The sequence below is a fragment of the Streptosporangium sp. NPDC049046 genome (genome assembly GCF_040649155.1).
Lineage (GTDB): Bacteria > Actinomycetota > Actinomycetes > Streptosporangiales > Streptosporangiaceae > Streptosporangium.
Window position 1 is genome coordinate 341,147 of sequence record NZ_JBEZEZ010000006.1, and the last position, 17,413, is coordinate 358,559.

Genomic DNA, 17,413 nt, shown 5'->3' on the forward strand with positions numbered 1-17,413 from the left:
AAGCCTGGCATGACCGAAATTCAGGCGGGCACGGAGACGGCAGACGCCGTCTCCCACTCGTCCCACGTGCCCGCGATCGAACTCGACGGGGTCGTCAAGGAGTACGTCTCCCACGGCGAGGTCGTCCAGGCGGTCAAGGGTGTCACCCTGTCGATCGCCGAGGGGGAGTTCTTCTCCCTCCTCGGCCCCTCGGGCTGTGGCAAGACCACCACCATGCGCATGATCGCCGGGTTCGAGGATCCCTCGGGTGGCACCGTACGGCTGCACGGTCAGGACGTCACCGACGTCCCTCCCAACCGGCGCGACGTCAACATGGTCTTCCAGTCCTACGCCCTCTTCCCGCACATGAACGTCTGGGAGAACGTCGCGTTCGGCCTCAGGCGCAAGAAGGTCGCCGAGGCCGAGATCAAGCGCCGGGTCGGCGAGATCCTGGAGATCGTCGACCTCACCGGGCGCGAGAAACGCCGCCCCAGGGAGATGTCCGGAGGCCAGCAGCAGCGGGTCGCCCTCGCCCGCGCCCTGGTGAACAACCCCCGTGCCCTCCTGCTGGACGAGCCCCTCGGCGCCCTCGACCTCAAGCTTCGCCAGGCCATGCAGATCGAGCTCAAGCGCATCCAGCGCGAGGTCGGCATCACCTTCGTGTACGTCACTCACGACCAGAGCGAGGCGCTCACGATGAGTGACCGCATCGCCGTCATGAACGACGGCATGGTCGAGCAGCTCGGCAGCCCCAGAGAGATCTACGAGCGGCCCGCGACCGCCTTCGTGGCAGGGTTCATCGGCACGTCCAACCTGCTCAGCGGCACTGTCGACCGGTTCCGGTCAGGTTTTGCGGTGCTTAAGCTGGGTGAGGACGACCATGTCCTCACCGAGGGCGGATCGTTCGGAGCCGGGGAGCCGATCGCGATCACGGTACGCCCGGAGAAGATCAGGATAACCACGGAGGAGCAACCCGTCGGAGACCTCAGCGTCGTGCGCGGCACCGTCTCAGAGGTGGTGTACCTGGGGCTCTACACCAGTTACACGGTCTGCCTGGCACACGGCGAAGAGGTGACCGTCTTCCAGCAGAACGCACTGGACAGCGCGAGTACGGCGGAGCGTGGAGACGCCGTCTGGCTGTCGTGGCTGCCGCACCACTCGTACGCGATCGGAAGTTGAGCTCGATATGGACCCCCGCACGAACCCCGCCTTTCTGCGAGGCATGACGCAGAGCCGCTCCGTAACCCGTCGTGACGCCCTTCGCCTCGGCGGGATGTCGGCCGCCGGCCTCGCCCTCGCCGCCTGCGGTGTGCAGGGCAAGAAGGTGGAGGCCGTTCCCCAGAAGGACGCCCTCGCCGAATACTGGGGCTCCAAGCAGAAGAACAACACGCTGCGCTTCGCCAACTGGCCGCTCTACATCGACAAGGACGGCAAGCGGTATCCCTCGCTGGAGCTGTTCACCGCCGACACCGGCATCAAGGTGGAGTACCAGGAGGCGATCCAGGACAACAGCACGTTCTTCGGCAAGGTCCAGCCGCTGCTCGCCGCCAACAACGACATCGGCTACGACCTGATGGTCCTCACCAACGGCCTCCAGCTGAGCAAGGCCCTCGCGCTGGGCTATCTCGTCCCCCTCGATCACTCCAAGCTGCCGAACTTCGCGGCGAACGCGAGCTCCGCGGTGAAGAACCCCACCTGGGACCCGAACAACGCCCACACGATCCCGTGGACGGTCGGCGTAACCGGCATCGCCTACAACCCCAAGTACGTGGACGAGGTCAAGAGCATCCACGACCTCTGGAACCCCAAGTACAAGGGCAAGGTCGGCATGATGCTCGACACCCAGGAGGTCGCCAACTTCAGCATGTTCGCCCTGGGCATCGACCCCGACAAGTCGACCGAGGCCGACTGGAAGAAGGCGGGGGAGAAGCTCAAGGAGCAGCGCGACGCGGGTCTGGTGCGCAAGTACTACGAGAACGACTACGTCGACGCCCTCGCCAGGGGCGACATCTGGATCACCATGGCCTGGTCGGGCGACATCTTCCAGCAGGTCGCCGAGGGCAAGGACCTGAAGTTCGTGGTGCCCGAGGAGGGCGGCACGATCTGGACCGACAACATGTGCATCCCGAAGACCGCGCAGAACCCGGTCGACGCGCTCACCTACATGGACTACGTCTACCAGCCCAAGATCGCCACGATGCTGGTCGAGTACATCAACTTCATCACCCCGGTCTCCTCCGCGAAGGATCTCGTCCTCGCCGACGCGGCCAAGGCGACGGGGGAGGAGAAGAAGACGCTGGAGCAGATCGCCGAGAGCCCGCTGATCTTCCCCTCGGAGGAGGACATGGCCAAGCTGCGGTCGTACAAGACGCTCACCTCCGCGGATGAGAAGATCTTCGAGGACATCTTCCAACCCGTCACGCAGGGCTAGGCGGATGAGAGAGCGAATCGGACCGGAAGGGGTCATCGGCCGGTGAAGCGCCTCACCCCCTACCTGCTCATCCTGCCCGGCGGCCTCTGGCTCGCGATCTTCCTGGTGGTACCGATGGTCTTCATGGCCTCGGTGTCCACCCAGGAGGGCAACGTGGTCGACGGATTCATCCAGACGTTCAACTTCCCGGTGTACGGCGAGGCGCTGGCGCAGTACCAGACGCAGTTCCTGCGCTCGGCCGGGTACGGCCTGACCGCGACCGTCGTCTCCATCGCGCTCGCCTACCCGATGGCGTACTGGATCGCCTTCAGGGGCGGCAGCCGCAAGTCCACCTACCTGCTGCTGGTGCTGCTGCCGTTCTTCGTCTCGTTCGTGCTGCGCACGGTGTCGTGGAGGTTCCTGCTCGCCGACGACGGAATGCTGCTCGGACCGCTGAAGTCGGCGGGGCTGCTGCCCGAGGACTTCCACGTGCTGCAGACGACGTACGCGGTGATCGGCGGACTGGTCTACAACTACCTGCCGTTCATGATCCTGCCGATCTACGTCGCGCTGGAGCGGGTGGATCCCAAGGTGGTCGAGGCCGCCCAGGACCTGTACGCGGCCAAGCGGGAGGCGTTCACCAAGATCGTGCTGCCGCTCTCGCTGCCGGGAGTGTTCGCCGGGGTGCTGATGACGTTCGTCCCGATGACCGCCGACTACGTCAACGCGGGCATCCTCGGCGGCCCGGAGAACACGATGATCGGCAACATCATCCAGACCGAGTATCTGGTCAACAACGACTACCCGACCGCCGCCGCGCTGTCGTTCACGCTGATGGCGGCGATGCTGATCGGCATCTTCGCCTACGCCAAGGCGCTCGGCACCGAGAACGTCCTGGAGGCGGCGGCCCGATGAGCGGCACCATCGACGTCACGGAGAGCCCGGAGAGCACGACGACGAGCGCGCCCGCCGGGCGGCGGACCCCGCGCAGCGGCAGGCGGCTCGGCGACCGGCTGCTCCTCGGCTACGTCTGGTTGATCATCGCCTGGCTGTTCCTGCCGATCTTCGTCATGATCCTGTTCGGCTTCAACGACACCCAGAGCAAGTCGAACGTGACCTGGCAGGGTTTCACCCTCCGGTGGTGGGGCCGCCTGGACGAGTACCCCCAGCTGCTTGACGCGGTGCGCAACTCCATCTACATCGCGGTGCTCTCCACGATGATCACGACGGTGCTCGGCACGCTCATGGGGCTCGCCCTGGGCCGCTACCGGTTCCGCGGGCAGGGCGCGACCAACCTCGTGATGTTCGCCGCGATCGCCTCGCCCGAGCTCGTGATGGGCGCCTCGCTGCTGTCGCTGTTCATCAGCGTCGGCGTGCAGACCGGCTTCGCGACCGTGGTCGTCGCGCACGTGCTGTTCTCGCTCTCCTTCGTGGCGATCACCGTGCGGGCCCGGGTGATCGGGCTCGACCGGTCGATCGAGGAGGCGGCGCGCGACCTCGGCGCGTCCACGTGGATCACGTTCTGGCGGATCACCTTCCCGATGATCCTGCCCGGCGTCCTCTCCGGCGCGCTGCTCGCCTTCGCCCTGTCCATCGACGACTTCGTGATCACCCAGTTCACCAGCGGAGCCACCCAGACGTTCCCCCTGTGGATCTGGGGGGCCACCCGTATCGGGGTGCCGCCTCAGGTCAACATCCTCGGAACGCTTATATTCGCGGTAGGCGTCGCCATCGCCGTGGTCAACACGGTCACTGCGCGCCGCCGCACCTAGCCGCCGTCGATCCCCGTGCCCTCACCGGGCCACGGGGATTCGGTGTACCCGGATCACCAGTGACGAGGACTCCGGCGGACAATGTCCCGCAGGAGAGCGAAATCCGGTAAAGACCAGGATCCGGCAGAGGCAGAATCCGGCAGAGTACAGATTCCCGGCACAGAACAGGGAGGCGAGATCGGACTCAGGCGGGGGGAACCCGCGCGTGATCTCCACGACCACGCGATACACACAAAGACAACCTGACTCACGTAGGGAAGTGAGATTTGTGGATCCGCTGAAGGCTCTTGCTGACGCGGAGCGCAAGCCGTACTGGCTCGACAGTCCGGCGAAACCCGAGCCGCAGGCGCGGCTCTTCGGCGAGACCGGCGCCGATCTGGCGGTGGTCGGCGGAGGCTTCTCGGGGCTCTGGACCGCCCTGATGGCGAAGGAACGCGACCCGTCGCTCGACGTCGTCCTCCTTGAGGGGCGCAGGATCGGCTGGGCGGCGTCCGGTCGCAACGGCGGCTTCGCGATGGCCACGCTGACCCACGGCATCGCCAACGGGCTGGAGCGCTGGCCCGAGGAGATCGACACGCTCGAACGCCTCGGCGTCGACAACCTCGACGAGATCGGCGAGGCGGTCGCCGCATACGGCATCGACTGCGGCTACGAGCGTACCGGCGAGCTGCACGTGGCCACCGAGCCGTGGCAGCTGGAGGAGATGAACCGCAACCTCGGCATCGCCCGCGACCTGGGCGTCCGCTTCGACGTCCTCGACACCGAACAGGTCCGGGCGGAGGTGAACTCGCCCACGTACATCGGCGGCCACTGGGAGCGCGACGGCTGCGCCATGCTCGACCCCGCCCGGCTGGCCTGGGGGCTCCGGCAGGCCTGCCTCTCGCTGGGCGTGCGCATCTACGAGCGCACGCCGGTACGGACGATGAGGGACACCCCGACCAGCCTGGACCTGATCACCCCGCATGGCAGTGTGAGGGCGCGCAGGGTCGCGCTCGGCACCGGCGTGTTCCAGCCGCTGCTGCGGCGGCTGAAGCACTTCCTGGTGCCGGTCTACGACTACGCCCTGATGACCGAGCCGCTCTCGGCCGACCAGCTGGCCTCGGTGGGCTGGCACAACCGGCAGGGGGTCGGCGACGCGGCCAACCAGTTCCACTACTACCGGCTGACCGAGGACAACCGGATCCTCTGGGGCGGTTACGACGCGGTCTACTACAACGGCGGCATGATCAAGCCCGAGTACGACCAGCGCGACGAGACCTTCGTCAAGCTGGCCGAACACTTCTCCACCACGTTCCCCCAGTTGTCCGGGCTGCGCTTCACCCACAGGTGGGGCGGGGTCATCGACACCTGCAGCCGCTTCAGCGCCTTCTACGGCCAGTCGCACGGCGGGCGCCTCGCCTACGCCGCCGGATACACCGGCATGGGTGTCGGCGCGACCCGGTTCGGGGCGAACGTCATGCTCGACCTGCTCGCCGGAGAGCGGACCGAGCGGACCGAGCTCAGGATGGTCAAGGAGAAGCCCGTCCCGTTCCCGCCCGAGCCGGTCCGCTCGGCCGGGATCCAGATGACCCGCTGGTCGATCGCCCAGGCCGACCTGCACCAGGGCCGCCGCAACCTCTGGCTGCGCACCCTGGATCGGATGGGGCTCGGATTCGACTCCTGAGGCCCGGAAGATCCTGGTAAGTCCCGTCCCCGTTCCCGCTTCCGGCTCAGGCCGGACGAGCGGGAACGGGCCGGCCCGGAGACACCCGGGGGTGTGGAGACAGCGGAGGTCCGCGGGTGTGCGGGGGCGGCGGGGGGCTCGTTGGCTTCCGCGGCGCGGACCGTACAGACTTGGAGCATGTCGGAAAAGGTGAAGTTCACCGCCGGAGGGATCACCCTCTTCGGCGACCTGCGGATCCCGGCGGGGCCGGGCCCGCACCCCGGCGTGGTCCTCACGGGCCCGTTCACCGGCACCCGCGACCAGGTCACCGGCCTGTACGCCGCCCGGCTCACCGGCGCGGGATACGCGACGCTCGCCTTCGACCACCGCAACTGGGGGGAGTCGGGCGGACAGCCACGCAACCACGAGGACCCCCAGGGCAAGCTGGAGGACCTGCGGGCCGCGGTCTCGCTGCTGCGCTCGCGCCCGGAGGTGGACGGCGACAGGATCGGCGCGCTCGGGATCTGCCTCGGCGGGGGCTACGCGCTCAGGTTCGCCGCCTTCGACCCCCGGGTGAAGGCGTTCGCGGGCGTCGCGGGGGCCTACAACAACCCCTACGGCATGCGCGCCGGAATGTCCCCCTCGGGATACCAGGAGGCGCTGGCCTCGTTCACGGAGGTGTTGGAGCGCCAGGACGGGGGTGCTGAGGTGGAGTATCTCCCCGCGGTGGCCGAGGAGGGGGAGGCGGCGATGCCGGGCGACGAGCCGTTCGCCTACTACGGCACCTCCAGGGGGGCCTCGGAGCACTGGCGCAACGAGGTCACCCGGGCCTCCATCCGCGAGTTGATCACTGTGGACAACATGATGGGCGCCGACTTCCTCTCGCCCAAGCCCGGTCTGATCGTGCACGGCCTGGTCGACCGCTTCTGCTCACCCGAGGGCGCCGAGGAGGCGTACCGGCGGATGGACGACCCCAAGCGGATCGTCTGGCTGGACGCGAGGCTGCACATCGACCTCTACGACACCGAGCCGCACGTCACCCGGGCGGTCGAGGCCGTCACCGCGTTCTTCGGCGAGCATCTCTGAGCGCGATGTACGTCCTCGGGCTGGACGTCGGCGGGACCTCCTCGCGGGCGCTGCTGCTCGACGCCTCGGGACGGCGGGCCGGGTACGGCAGGGCGCCGGGCGGCAACCCCGCGGCCCACGGCAACGCCGCCGCGGTGGCCAACATCGGCCGGGCGCTGGGGCTCGCGCTGCGCGGGATCGACCCGGGCCTGGTGAGCGGGGCGGTCATCGGGCTGGCGGGTGGCGGGGCGTTGGACCGCCTGGTCTTCGACCCCATGTGGGCCGCCGCCGGTCTGCGCGTCCCGCCCCGGCTCACCGGCGACCTGGGCATCGCCTTCGCCGCGGGGACGGCGGAACCGCGCGGCACCGCCCTCATCGCCGGTACCGGGGCGATCGCCGCCAGGATCGAGGACGGCGAGCCGGTGATGATCGCCGACGGGCTCGGCTGGCTGCTGGGCGACGCGGGCTCGGGGTTCTGGCTGGGCAGGAAGGCGGCGTCCGCCGCCGTCCACGCCCTCAGCAGGGGCGACGCGGGCGGCAGGCTCACCGGCCTGGTCATGGGCGCCCTGCTGGAGGGCGAGCCGCTTTTTTCGAACACGGTGGACTCGGGCACGCCCGCCTCGGGCACGGTGAAGGCGGGTGCGGTGGAGTCTGGGGCGCTCGCCTCGGGCGCGCCCGTCTCGGGCACGGTGGAGGAGCTGAGGGCGCTCGCGATCAGGCTGGTGGTCCGCGCGCAGTCGCGGCCCCCGCTGGAACTGGCCAGGCTCGCCCCGCTCGTCAGCCGGGCGGCGACCGAGGGCGACCCGGCCGCCCTCACGATCGTGTCCGGCGCGGCCCGGCTGCTCTGCGAGACGGTCGCAGAGGTCCGCCGGGCGGGCGAGACGAGCCCGATCGTGCTGGCCGGGAGCGTGCTGACCAGCGAGGGGCCGATCGCCTCCGCCGTACGGGAGAGGCTGGGGCCCTCGGCGGTCCTGGCGGGCGACGGCGCGGGGGCGGCGGCGTGGCTGGCCGGCCGGGAGGCGTTCGGCTGGGACCCCGCGACCGCCGTCCGGCTGCACGCCCGCGTCGTCTCCGGCGACTGACGGGAGCCGCCGGGTCGGCTGCCCGGGCGGACCGGCCCCGTTCTCCACGGGTGCCGCGGGCCGGAGACGGCATCCGGTGCGGCGTGTGATCACTCCGGGGCGATCGCGCACGCGCCGAGCACGGGGCCGACCGTACCGGCCGCGGGGACCGGGTGGGGAGCACGGACCTCATGGACCGGAATCCGGGCACGGTACATACATCGATGTACGTCCCGAATGGGTCTGCGAGACGATGTCCGCGGGCCCGCGGGACGGGATCGTGAAGGAGTGACAAGTCGTCGTATCGAAGTGCTCGACCTGCTCAGAGGCATCGCCATCGCCGGCACCCTGGGCACGAACATCTGGATCTTCACCGATCCCGGCGGTCCTGCCGACATCATCGGGGCGCTGGGGCAGCCGGGAACCGTGGAGACCTTCCTCCGCTTCCTCACCAACGGCAAGTTCCTCGCACTGCTCACCCTGCTCTTCGGGGTCGGGCTCGAACTCCAGTACCGTTCGGCCGCACGCCGTGGCGTACCGTGGCCCGGCTGGTATCTGTGGCGGGCCGGGTTGTTGTTCGTCGAAGGTCTGATCCACTACCTGCTGATCTTCGAGTTCGACGTGCTCATGGGCTACGCGCTGACCTCGATCATCGTGGCGTACCTGATCGGCAGGAGCGACCGCGTGATCAGGGTGTGGATGATCACCGTCGGGTCGGTGTTCGCCGCGCTGATCGGGTTGCTCACCGTCGGCACCAGCTCGGCGAGCCTGGACACCGGGGCGGAGTCGTCCACGCTCTTCACCGACGGCACCTACCCGCAGCAGGTCGCCGCCCGGATCGAGATGATCGTCCTCTACCGGCTGGAGATCCTCCTCATCGTTCCGATGGGCATCGTGCTGTTCCTGCTCGGCTCCCAGTTGATGCGCGCCGGGGTGTTCGAGGACTCGGAGCGGGGCGCGGCACTGCGCCGGAGGCTCATGGTCGGCGGACTCGCCGTGGGCCTGCCGCTGAACCTGGCCACCGCGTTCGCCGGTCCGGGCTGGTTCCTGGTGGACCGGTACCTGCTGCCCCCGCTGGTGGCGCTGGGGCTGCTCGGTCTCGTCGCCACCCTCGCGCGGCGGGCGAGCGGTGCCCCCGGCATGTTGAGACGAGGGCTGACCAACGTCGGTCGTACGGCCCTGAGCTCCTACATCTTCCAGAACCTGGTCGCCTCGGCGCTCTGCTACGGCTGGGGGCTCGGCCTGGCCGCGACGCTCGACGGCCTGCGGCCGTGGTGGGTCGTGGCGGCCTGGGCGGGAGTCTGCGCGCTCTTCATGACGCTGTCCACGCTCTGGCTGCGGCGCTTCGAGCGGGGTCCCGTCGAGACTCTCTGGCAGTGGGCGTACCTGGCGCCGCAGGGGCTTGCCGGGAGATCCGGCAAGGCTCAAGAAACCCCGACAAGACAGTAGGGGGTTTCCACGGATTACCCCCGCCCCCCGCTCCCGCCGCCGCGATGACGAGCACGCCCGCTCCGACGAGCCACGGTCACGGAAAAGCCGCGGCTCCGACCGGTGAGGACGTGTCCCACAGGATCACCGTCCTGTCGTCACTCGCGGTGGCGAGAGACCTGCCGTCGGGGCCGAAGGCGACCGACCACACCGACCCGGTGTGACCGGTGAGCGGATCGCCGGCCGGTCGCCAGGTCCGCGTGTTCCACAGCCGGATGACGGGGCCGGTGCCGACGGCGAGGATGTCGCCGTCCGGGCTGAACGCGAGAGCGTGGATCTCGCCAGGATGTGGGAGGGGGTCTCCGACCGGACGGCGGGTCGCGAGGTCCCACACGATCGCCGTCTTGTCACTGCCGCCGCTGACGAGGGTTGTGCCGTCGGGGCTGAAGGCGACCGGCCACACCGGCCCCGTGTGACCGGTGAGGGGGGCTCCGATCTGCTGCCAGGTCGTCGTGTCCCACAGGATCACCGTCGCGTCGTCGCTCGCGGTGGCGAGGATCTTGCCGTCGGGACTGAAGACGGCCGACTGCACCCAGTCGCCGTGGCCGGTGAGAGGGTCGCGGATCGGCTGCCAGGTCGTCGTATCCCACAGGATCACCGTCGCGTCAGCACTCGCGGTGGCGAGGATCTTCCCGTCGGGACTGAAGGCGACCGACCGTACCCAGTTGGTGTGGCCGGTGAGGGGGTCGCCGACCTGCCGGCGGGTCGCCACATCCCACAGGATCACCGTGTGGTCGCCGGGTTCGGTCCCCTCGCCGTTGTTGCCGCCACCGGCCAGGAGCCTGCCGTCCGGGCTGAACGCGATCGAGTCCACCGCCCTGGTGTGGCCCTTCATCGGTTCGCCGATCGGTCGCCGGGTCCGCGCGTCCCACAGGATCACCGCGCCGTCACCGCCGCCGGCGGCCAGCGTCTCGCCGTCCGGGCTGAACGCCACCGTGTTCACCGTTTCCGTGTGCCCTCTGAGCTGTGCGAGAGCGGTCACCTTCCTGGGACCCGTCGCGGGCCAGAGCAGGTAGGCCACGACGGCGGCCGTGGCGAGGAGCGCCCCGGCCACGGCGACCACCGGGAGGAGCCGGCGCCGAGGGGGACGCGCCGCGCTCTCCGCAGCCGCGACCTCGGACGCGGAAGCGGCCTCGGGGGCGGCCTCGGATACGGACGCGAGCGCGGGTGAGGTGACCGGGGCGGTGGACGACAGGGGAGCGGGCGGCAGGGCCGAGGGGGACAGCGCAGGCGACACAGCGGGTGACACAGCGGGTGGCGCCGTGGGCGACACGGCGGTGAACCGCAGGGTGTCGGGGCGTGCCTCCTGGGTCTCCTGGGCCTTTCGGGTCTCCTGGTGTGCCGCGGTGTACGGCTCGGTCGGCGGCGAAGGAGCCGATGTGCCGGGAGCGGGCCGATCGGCGATCCGGGTGTCGCCCTCGTCCGGATCCGGCCCGGTGGAGGATTCCCCGGGGCCCGGCGTGGCGGCGATCTCGGCGAGGACGGCGGCGGCCTGGGCTCCGGTGAGGCGGAGGGCGGGTTCCTTGCGCAGCAGTCCCTCCAGGAGGGGGGCGAGAGGACCGGCGTGTACGAGCGGGGCGAATGGCCGGGTGGCGATCGAGACGTAGATCGATCCATGCGTCGTACCGGCGAACGGCCGGCGGCCCTCGACCGCGGCGTACAGGGTGGCGCCCAGCGACCACAGGTCCGACGCGGCGGTGGCGGGGTGGCCGTTGATCTGCTCGGGGGAGATGAAGGCGGGGGTGCCCAGGGTGACGCCGGCGCCGGTGAGGGTGACGTCTCCCTCGACGGCGGCGATCCCGAAGTCGGTCAGCACGACCCGCTCACCTTCGAGCAGGACGTTCGCGGGCTTGATGTCGCGGTGGGTGATCCCGGCGGCGTGCGCGACCCGCAGTGCCGCGAGGATCTGCGCGCCGATCGCCGCCACCCGCCGGGGCGGCAGGCGCCCCTGGGTTCTCAGCAACTCGTCGAGGGAGGGCCCGTCGATGATCTCTGTCACGATCCAGGGGCGGCCGTCGGCCTCGACGACGTGGTCGTGGACGGTGATGATCGCCGGATGTTTCAGCTGAGCCGCGGCGCGGGCCTCGCGCCCCATCCGCCGGTAGAGGGTCTCACGTGCGGCAACGTCCAGGTAGTCGGGGAGGATGAGCTCCTTGATCGCTACCTGGCGCTCCAGGCTCTCGTCCCGTGCCCGCCACACCGTGCCCATCCCGCCGCGGCCCAGCACGTTCATCAGCCGATATCGCCCGGCGACCAGCATGCCCGCTTCATGCGCCACGCTGAAACCTTAACGATGACACGGTGCGATAAGCCGTAAAAGGGAACGGATTGTGACCGTGATGATGCCGAGCGTTGGCCCTCCGGGACCTACCCGTCCGCCGTGGTGCGGCGTCCGATGACGGGGCGCAGCGCGTCCAGCACCGTCGCGTCCTCGATGGTCGAGGGAACGGGCTCGTCGGAGCCCTCCGCGATCCCGCGCATGGTCTTGCGCAGGATCTTTCCCGACCGGGTCTTCGGCAGGGCAGGGACCACGTCCACCTGCCTGAAGGCGGCCACGGCGCCCACCTGCTCGCGAACGGCGAGGACCAGCTCGGCCCGCAGGGTCTCGGGGTCGATCTCCGTCCCGCTCTTCAGCACCACGAAGCCGCGCGGCACCTGCCCCTTCAGCTCGTCGGCGACCCCGATGACCGCGCACTCGGCCACCGCCGGATGCGCGGCCAGCACCGCCTCCATGGACCCGGTCGACAGCCGGTGCCCGGCCACGTTGATCACGTCGTCGGTGCGGCCCATCACGAACAGGTAGCCGTCCTCGTCGAGGTGGCCGCCGTCGCCGGTCAGGTAGTAGCCGGGGAAGGCCGTGAGGTAGGACCGCACGTAGCGCTCGTCGTCCTGCCAGAGCGTGGGGAGCGTGCCCGGCGGGAGCGGTAGCCGGATGCAGATCGCGCCCTCCTCGCCGGGGGCGCACTCCTCGCCCGAGGCGCGCAGCACGCGCACGTCGTATCCGGGGACGGGCACGGTGGGGGAGCCCGGCTTGACCGGCATGGGCTCCAGCCCGCGCAGGTTGGCGGCGACGGGCCAGCCGGTCTCGGTCTGCCACCAGTGGTCGACGACCGGCACGCCAAGCCTGTCCGCCGCCCAGTGGTAGGTGTCGGGGTCCAGACGCTCACCGGCGAGGAACAGCGTCCGCAGCGACGAGATGTCGTACCCGTCGAGCAGGGCCGCCTGCGGGTCGGCCCTCCTGATGGCACGGAACGCGGTCGGCGCGGTGAACAGCGCGTTCACCCGGTGCTCGGCGATCACCCGCCAGAACGCGCCCGCGTCGGGGGTGCCGACCGGCTTGCCCTCGTACAGCACGGTCGTGGCGCCGCGCAGCAGCGGCCCGTACACGATGTAGGAGTGCCCGACGACCCAGCCGACGTCGGAGGCCGCCCAGAACACCTCGCCCGGCGCGATGTCGTAGACGTTGGCCATGCTCCACAGCAGCGCCGTCGCGTGCCCGCCGTTGTCGCGCACGACGCCCTTCGGCAGGCCGGTGGTGCCGCTGGTGTAGAGGATGTAGAGCGGGTCGGTCGCGCGCACCGGCACACATTCGGCCGGGTCGGCCTTCGCGCTCGCCCAGTCGACGTCCCGCCCCTCCACCAGCTCGGCGGGGGACTGCTCGCGCTGGAGGATCACGCAGTGCGCGGGCCGGTGCCCGGCCAGGTCGAGCGCGGCGTCGAGCATCGGCTTGTACGGCACCACGCGCGAGGGTTCGATCCCGCAGGAGGCCGACACGACCACCTTGGGCCGCGCGTCGTCGATCCTGGCCGCCAGTTCCTTGGGCGCGAACCCGCCGAACACCACCGAGTGCACCGCCCCCAGCCGCGCGCACGCCAGCATCGCGATCACCGCCTCGGGCACCATCGGCAGGTAGACCACCACCCGGTCGCCCTGCTCCACCCCGAGCGAGCGCAGCACCCCGGCGAACCTCGCGACCTCGTCGCGCAGTTCGGCGTACGTGTAACGCCTGCCGGTGCCCGTCACCGGGCTGTCGTAGATCAGCGCGACCCGGTCACCGTGCCCGGCCTCGACGTGCCGGTCCAGCGCGTTGTGGCAGGTGTTGAGCTCCCCGTCGGGAAACCACCGGTAGAAGGGCGGCGCCCCGGCGTCCAGGACCTCGCGCGGCGGCCTGCTCCAGGTGACGGCCTCGGCGGCCTCGGCCCAGAAGTCCTCGGGATCGGCGATGCTGCGGGCGAAGGCGTCAGCGTACGACATCCAGCCATCATGCTCTTTCCCGGACTGCCAGGTCGAGGCCCCTCTCCGACCTTCACACGTGAAGAACGGTTACCGGCGGATCCGCGGACTTTTGATCCGGACGTACTGACGCCGTCCATCAAGGGTGACGGTCTCGGTGAAGTCACATACAGGCATGGCCTCGGCTTGGGAACGTAGGAAGTCGGCACAGGTGGTGGTCGCCCGCTCGGGTGCCGGATCGACCCATCTCGCCCGGGGATCTCCCAGGGCGCGAACGCCACGACCGTGATGCCGAGAGTGGTGAGCCCTCCGTGTACTCTCCCGTGGCCGAGGCCGAGCTTGATCAGTCGACGCACACCGCCTGGTGAGTGACCTGGAAGACCCACGTGCCGCCGCCCGGGGACATATAGGTCAACATGGCGGAATAGGTCCCGGGGGTGCAGTCGTGGCCGACCGCGAGGACGGCCGCCCGTGCCCGCTGCTGGGCCGCCGCCAACCCCTCCGCGTAGGTGTTTCCCGCCCCCACGACGGTGGCGCTGCGGGGAGTGTCGTAGCCGTCGGCGTGCGCGGCCACGGGCGCGGTCGCCAGGCCGGCCGCCACCACCGCTGAGACGAGACCGAGCCGGCGGAGCCGAGTACCTTTTCGCATGATTCTCCTACAGGACCGGATCATTGGATCGACCGAGGATAAATTTCGAACGGACCAAGGTAAAGACGGCATTGACCACTCGATCGCCAGAACCTGGCCTGTCATGCGGTTTCTTCGTGATAGGGAATGTAATTTACATTCTTCATGGCGGGGCATGTAATTTGCGGCCGTACGAACATTGAATCGCGTCGGAGTGCATCAAAGTCTCCAGCGACCCCGGTGCGGTTCGCCCGAAGGAGCATTACGGAAGCCTGGAGAAGGTGGAAGCCGACAAGAAAAGGGCGTCCGCCTTAGTGCAGGCCAGCACCGCGGAGTTCGCAACGCGTGTCAGCGGTGGTGGCCGTGGGATGTCCGTGACGGTGTCGGGCGGGGTCACGCCGTCCGGCACCGTCACGGATCGGCCGGAGGGTCAGGAGGTGATCCCGCTCGGTTCCGCGGGGGCGGTGTAGCGGGCCTCGATGAGCTCGCGCACTCGTTTCCTGGCCTCGTCGACGGAGTCGCCGGGATCCTGCTCGACTTCGGCCACCTCGGCCGAGAGGTCCTCGTCCTTGACGCAGTCGGCGAGCCAGCGCGAGTAGTCCCCCTGGCGCAGGTGGTGGTTCCAGGTGTCCTCGTCGACGCCGTCGGCGATGCGGCAGAACGTGATCAGGTTGCCCGCTCGCAGGTTCAGCGCCCCCTCGGGGCCGCGGAAGTAGAAGCTGGCGTCCTCGCCGAGTTCGCCGGCCGCGTACTTGCGGCGGTGCCTCTGGCGTTCCTCCTCGGGCGGGGCGAGCCGCACCTTGACCGGCTCCTCGCCGAGCCTCCAGAACAGCAGTTCCCCGGTCGGCAAGTCGGGGAGGTCGCGGTCGGGAGCGTCGTTGCCGGTGGCGGCGGCGAACGCGCCCAGGACGCCCCCGGGCTCGTCCCCGACCGTGACGACGGTGTTGAGGGTCTGGACGACCGCCTCGCTCACCGCCTCGGGGTGCACGGTGACCAGCAGGAGCCCGCCCACCTCGCGCAGCAGCTCAACCGAGCGCAGCTTGAACCCGTCGGGCATCAGGTGGTGGGCCTCGTCGACCACCAGCCAGTGCGGGTGCCCGGAGTCGGCCGGCAGTGCCAGCAGGCGGGGCAGGAAGTCCTGGAAGAAGCCGGGCCGGTCGTCGAGGGGGATGCCCAGCAGGTTGACCACGACGCTCTGGCCGGGGTCGCCCAGCACCTGGAGGATCTCCTCCTGGGTGGGCGCGCGCTGGACGTCGCCGAGCACGGCCGCGCCCTCGATCCCCTCGGTGTAGTCGCCCTCCGGGTCGACCAGGCAAAACTGGTAGCCGGCCTTGGCGATCCGTTCCAGCAGCGCGGCGGTGACGGTGGACTTGCCGCTGTGCGAGGGGCCGGCGACCATCACGCGCATGCCGTACGGCGAGAACCGCACCTCTCCGGCGTCGTCGGTGCCCAGCAGCAGATGGTGGCGTGTCACGTCCACGTCGGCCAGGTCGTTCTCCAGGATCCGGTCGATCAGCTCGACGACCCCGGCTCCGTGCTCTCCCTCGGTCACCAGGTCACACCGTTCCTTGACGGCGGGCAGCGCGTTGGCCACCGCCACCGCGCACTCGCAGGCGGCGAGGAACGCGTGGTCGTTCTCGGCGTCGCCCACGCCGATCGTGCTGTGCGCCGACATCTCCAGCTCCGCCAGGGCGGCGGTCAGGCCGGTGGCCTTGTTGATCCCCGAGGGCAGCACCATCACCGCGCCCTTGTTGAAGATGACCTGCATCTCCAGGCCGAGTTCGCGGATGGCGTCGAGAACGGTCTCTGCGTGCGGTTCCGTGGTGGCCACGATCGCCGAGCCGACACTGAGCGGCTCCACGTCCAGCTCGCGCAGGCGTTCGACGAGGGTCTCGGGCGGTGCCTCCGCGAGGGGCGAGCTCTCCTGCTCCTCCGGGTTGTGGAGCACGGCTCCGTTCTCGGCGACGACCAGGTCGAACAGGTCGAGTCGCGGGAAGTCCCGGGTGAGGGAGTCGACCTGCCGGCCGGTCACCATGACCAGTCGCCGCCCCGAGCGTGCGAGGCGTTCGAGGGCGTCCAGGGTGTCGTCGTCGACGCGGCCCTCGGTGGCCAGCGTCTCGTCGTAGTCACAGGCCAGAACGTGATAGCGCATGCCGGGTCGACTACCCCGCGTCGGCGGGGGAAACGGGACGTGGGCCGGGACTTCTCAGGCCGGAAACGTTCCGGCGGCGGGCCGGGGGCCGGGCGGGGCATCCTCCGGCCCGCCGCCGGAACGTTCCCGACGCGCGCTGTCCTCGACTCTCAGACCCTCGGGCCACGCAGGGTCAGCCGGAAACGTTCCTGCGGCGTACGAGAACGAACATGACCCCGATGGCGGCCAGCGCGGCGGCGGCGATGACGCCGATCTGGAGGAACAGGTCGTCCGACGAGCTCTCCTGGGCACGCTGGGCCAGCTGGGCGCGCTGGGCCAGCTCCGTGCTGGACGCCGGCTGGATGTCCGGGGGAAGCACGATGTCCTGTACCTTCACGCTCGCCGACTTGCTGACCTTGGCGGGCTTGGTGACGGTCACGGCGACCTTCCACTCACCCACAGGGAGCGGTTCTGCCGCGTTGTAGAGGTTCTGTCCCTCGGGCGCCGACTTCAGCGGGATCGGGCCGAAGGTACGGCCGTCGGGTGCCGTCGCGAGCAGGGTCGCCGCGACGATCTCGGTGACCGGGCGGCTGTCCTTCTTCCAGGTGACCAGCACGTTGACGTTGCGGCCGCCGTCTCCGACGACCTCCAGCTTGAGGGGTGACTTGGGTGCGGCGGAGGCGGCCGGGGCGCCGAGCAGCAGCCCGAGCCCGGCCAGCATGATGGCCGCGGCGTATCTGAGGGCCTTGTTCACGGGTCGTGATTCCCTTCCGGGGGTGGCGGCGGGGCACGGCGGGTGCCCGCCACCGAAGCGCGAATGTCTCATCGTGAACATCCGGGACGTACGCCAGGTTCGCACACGTCCCGGACACGCACAGCGGGCGGTGGCGTCCTGCCTCCGCCGTTGGTTCAGGACTGGTTGAACAGCGAGAGCGTGAGGGTGGAGTTGTACTCGCCGGCGGTGACGTCGACGGGGGTGCGCAGGGCGAGGTCGGCGTTGACCT

The 17,413-nt window shown here is 69.8% G+C and carries 13 protein-coding genes; 8 read left to right on the top strand and 5 right to left on the bottom strand.

Features of this window, described 5'->3' with window-relative positions; translation table 11 throughout:
- Positions 1 to 9 precede the first annotated feature (9 nt).
- The 8 genes from AB0B96_RS11265 (at position 10) to AB0B96_RS11300 (ending at position 9,378) form a co-directional block, all read left to right on the top strand.
- Positions 10 to 1,158, top strand: coding sequence for an ABC transporter ATP-binding protein (locus AB0B96_RS11265; protein ID WP_362897747.1), 1,149 nt, complete (start codon positions 10 to 12; stop codon positions 1,156 to 1,158).
- A gap of 7 nt (positions 1,159 to 1,165) precedes the next feature.
- On the top strand, positions 1,166 to 2,410 hold the full coding sequence (locus tag AB0B96_RS11270; RefSeq protein ID WP_350948670.1) for a spermidine/putrescine ABC transporter substrate-binding protein: 1,245 nt from the start codon (positions 1,166 to 1,168) through the stop codon (positions 2,408 to 2,410).
- A gap of 42 nt (positions 2,411 to 2,452) precedes the next feature.
- Entirely contained in the window at positions 2,453 to 3,304 is an 852-nt protein-coding gene (locus AB0B96_RS11275) for an ABC transporter permease (RefSeq protein ID WP_362897750.1), read from the top strand.
- Positions 3,301 to 4,161 carry an ABC transporter permease subunit gene (locus AB0B96_RS11280; RefSeq protein ID WP_362897752.1) on the top strand — a complete coding sequence of 287 codons (861 nt, stop codon included), beginning with the start codon at positions 3,301 to 3,303 and terminating at the stop codon, positions 4,159 to 4,161. Before AB0B96_RS11275 ends, AB0B96_RS11280 begins: the two co-directional genes overlap by 4 nt.
- A 268-nt stretch (positions 4,162 to 4,429) precedes the next feature.
- Entirely contained in the window at positions 4,430 to 5,824 is a 1,395-nt protein-coding gene (locus AB0B96_RS11285; protein WP_350948728.1) for an FAD-dependent oxidoreductase, read from the top strand.
- A gap of 177 nt (positions 5,825 to 6,001) precedes the next feature.
- A complete protein-coding gene (locus AB0B96_RS11290) occupies positions 6,002 to 6,889 on the top strand; it encodes an alpha/beta hydrolase (protein WP_362897754.1) in 888 nt (295 codons plus the stop codon).
- A 5-nt stretch (positions 6,890 to 6,894) separates the two neighbouring features.
- Entirely contained in the window at positions 6,895 to 7,950 is a 1,056-nt protein-coding gene (locus AB0B96_RS11295; RefSeq protein WP_362897756.1) for a BadF/BadG/BcrA/BcrD ATPase family protein, read from the top strand.
- Positions 7,951 to 8,217: 267 nt separating this feature from the next.
- Positions 8,218 to 9,378, top strand: coding sequence for a DUF418 domain-containing protein (locus tag AB0B96_RS11300; protein ID WP_362897758.1), 1,161 nt, complete (start codon positions 8,218 to 8,220; stop codon positions 9,376 to 9,378).
- Positions 9,379 to 9,454: 76 nt separating this feature from the next.
- On the opposite strand, the gene AB0B96_RS11305 is transcribed toward AB0B96_RS11300, so the two are convergent.
- The 5 genes from AB0B96_RS11305 to AB0B96_RS11325 all read right to left on the bottom strand — a co-directional run bounded on the left by AB0B96_RS11305 (position 9,455) and on the right by AB0B96_RS11325 (position 17,163).
- Positions 9,455 to 11,695, bottom strand: coding sequence for a protein kinase (locus AB0B96_RS11305; protein WP_362897760.1), 2,241 nt, complete (start codon positions 11,693 to 11,695; stop codon positions 9,455 to 9,457).
- Positions 11,696 to 11,784: 89 nt separating this feature from the next.
- Positions 11,785 to 13,671: a propionyl-CoA synthetase gene (locus AB0B96_RS11310; protein ID WP_362897762.1), complete on the bottom strand. Its 1,887-nt coding sequence runs from the start codon at positions 13,669 to 13,671 to the stop codon at positions 11,785 to 11,787.
- A 322-nt stretch (positions 13,672 to 13,993) separates the two neighbouring features.
- On the bottom strand, positions 13,994 to 14,299 hold the full coding sequence (locus AB0B96_RS11315) for a hypothetical protein (RefSeq protein WP_362897764.1): 306 nt from the start codon (positions 14,297 to 14,299) through the stop codon (positions 13,994 to 13,996).
- Positions 14,300 to 14,708: 409 nt separating this feature from the next.
- On the bottom strand, positions 14,709 to 16,430 hold the full coding sequence (locus tag AB0B96_RS11320) for an HAD-IIB family hydrolase (RefSeq protein WP_362897766.1): 1,722 nt from the start codon (positions 16,428 to 16,430) through the stop codon (positions 14,709 to 14,711).
- A gap of 172 nt (positions 16,431 to 16,602) precedes the next feature.
- Complete coding sequence (locus AB0B96_RS11325) at positions 16,603 to 17,163, bottom strand: hypothetical protein (RefSeq protein WP_362897768.1); 561 nt, start codon at positions 17,161 to 17,163, stop codon at positions 16,603 to 16,605.
- Positions 17,164 to 17,413 lie beyond the last annotated feature (250 nt).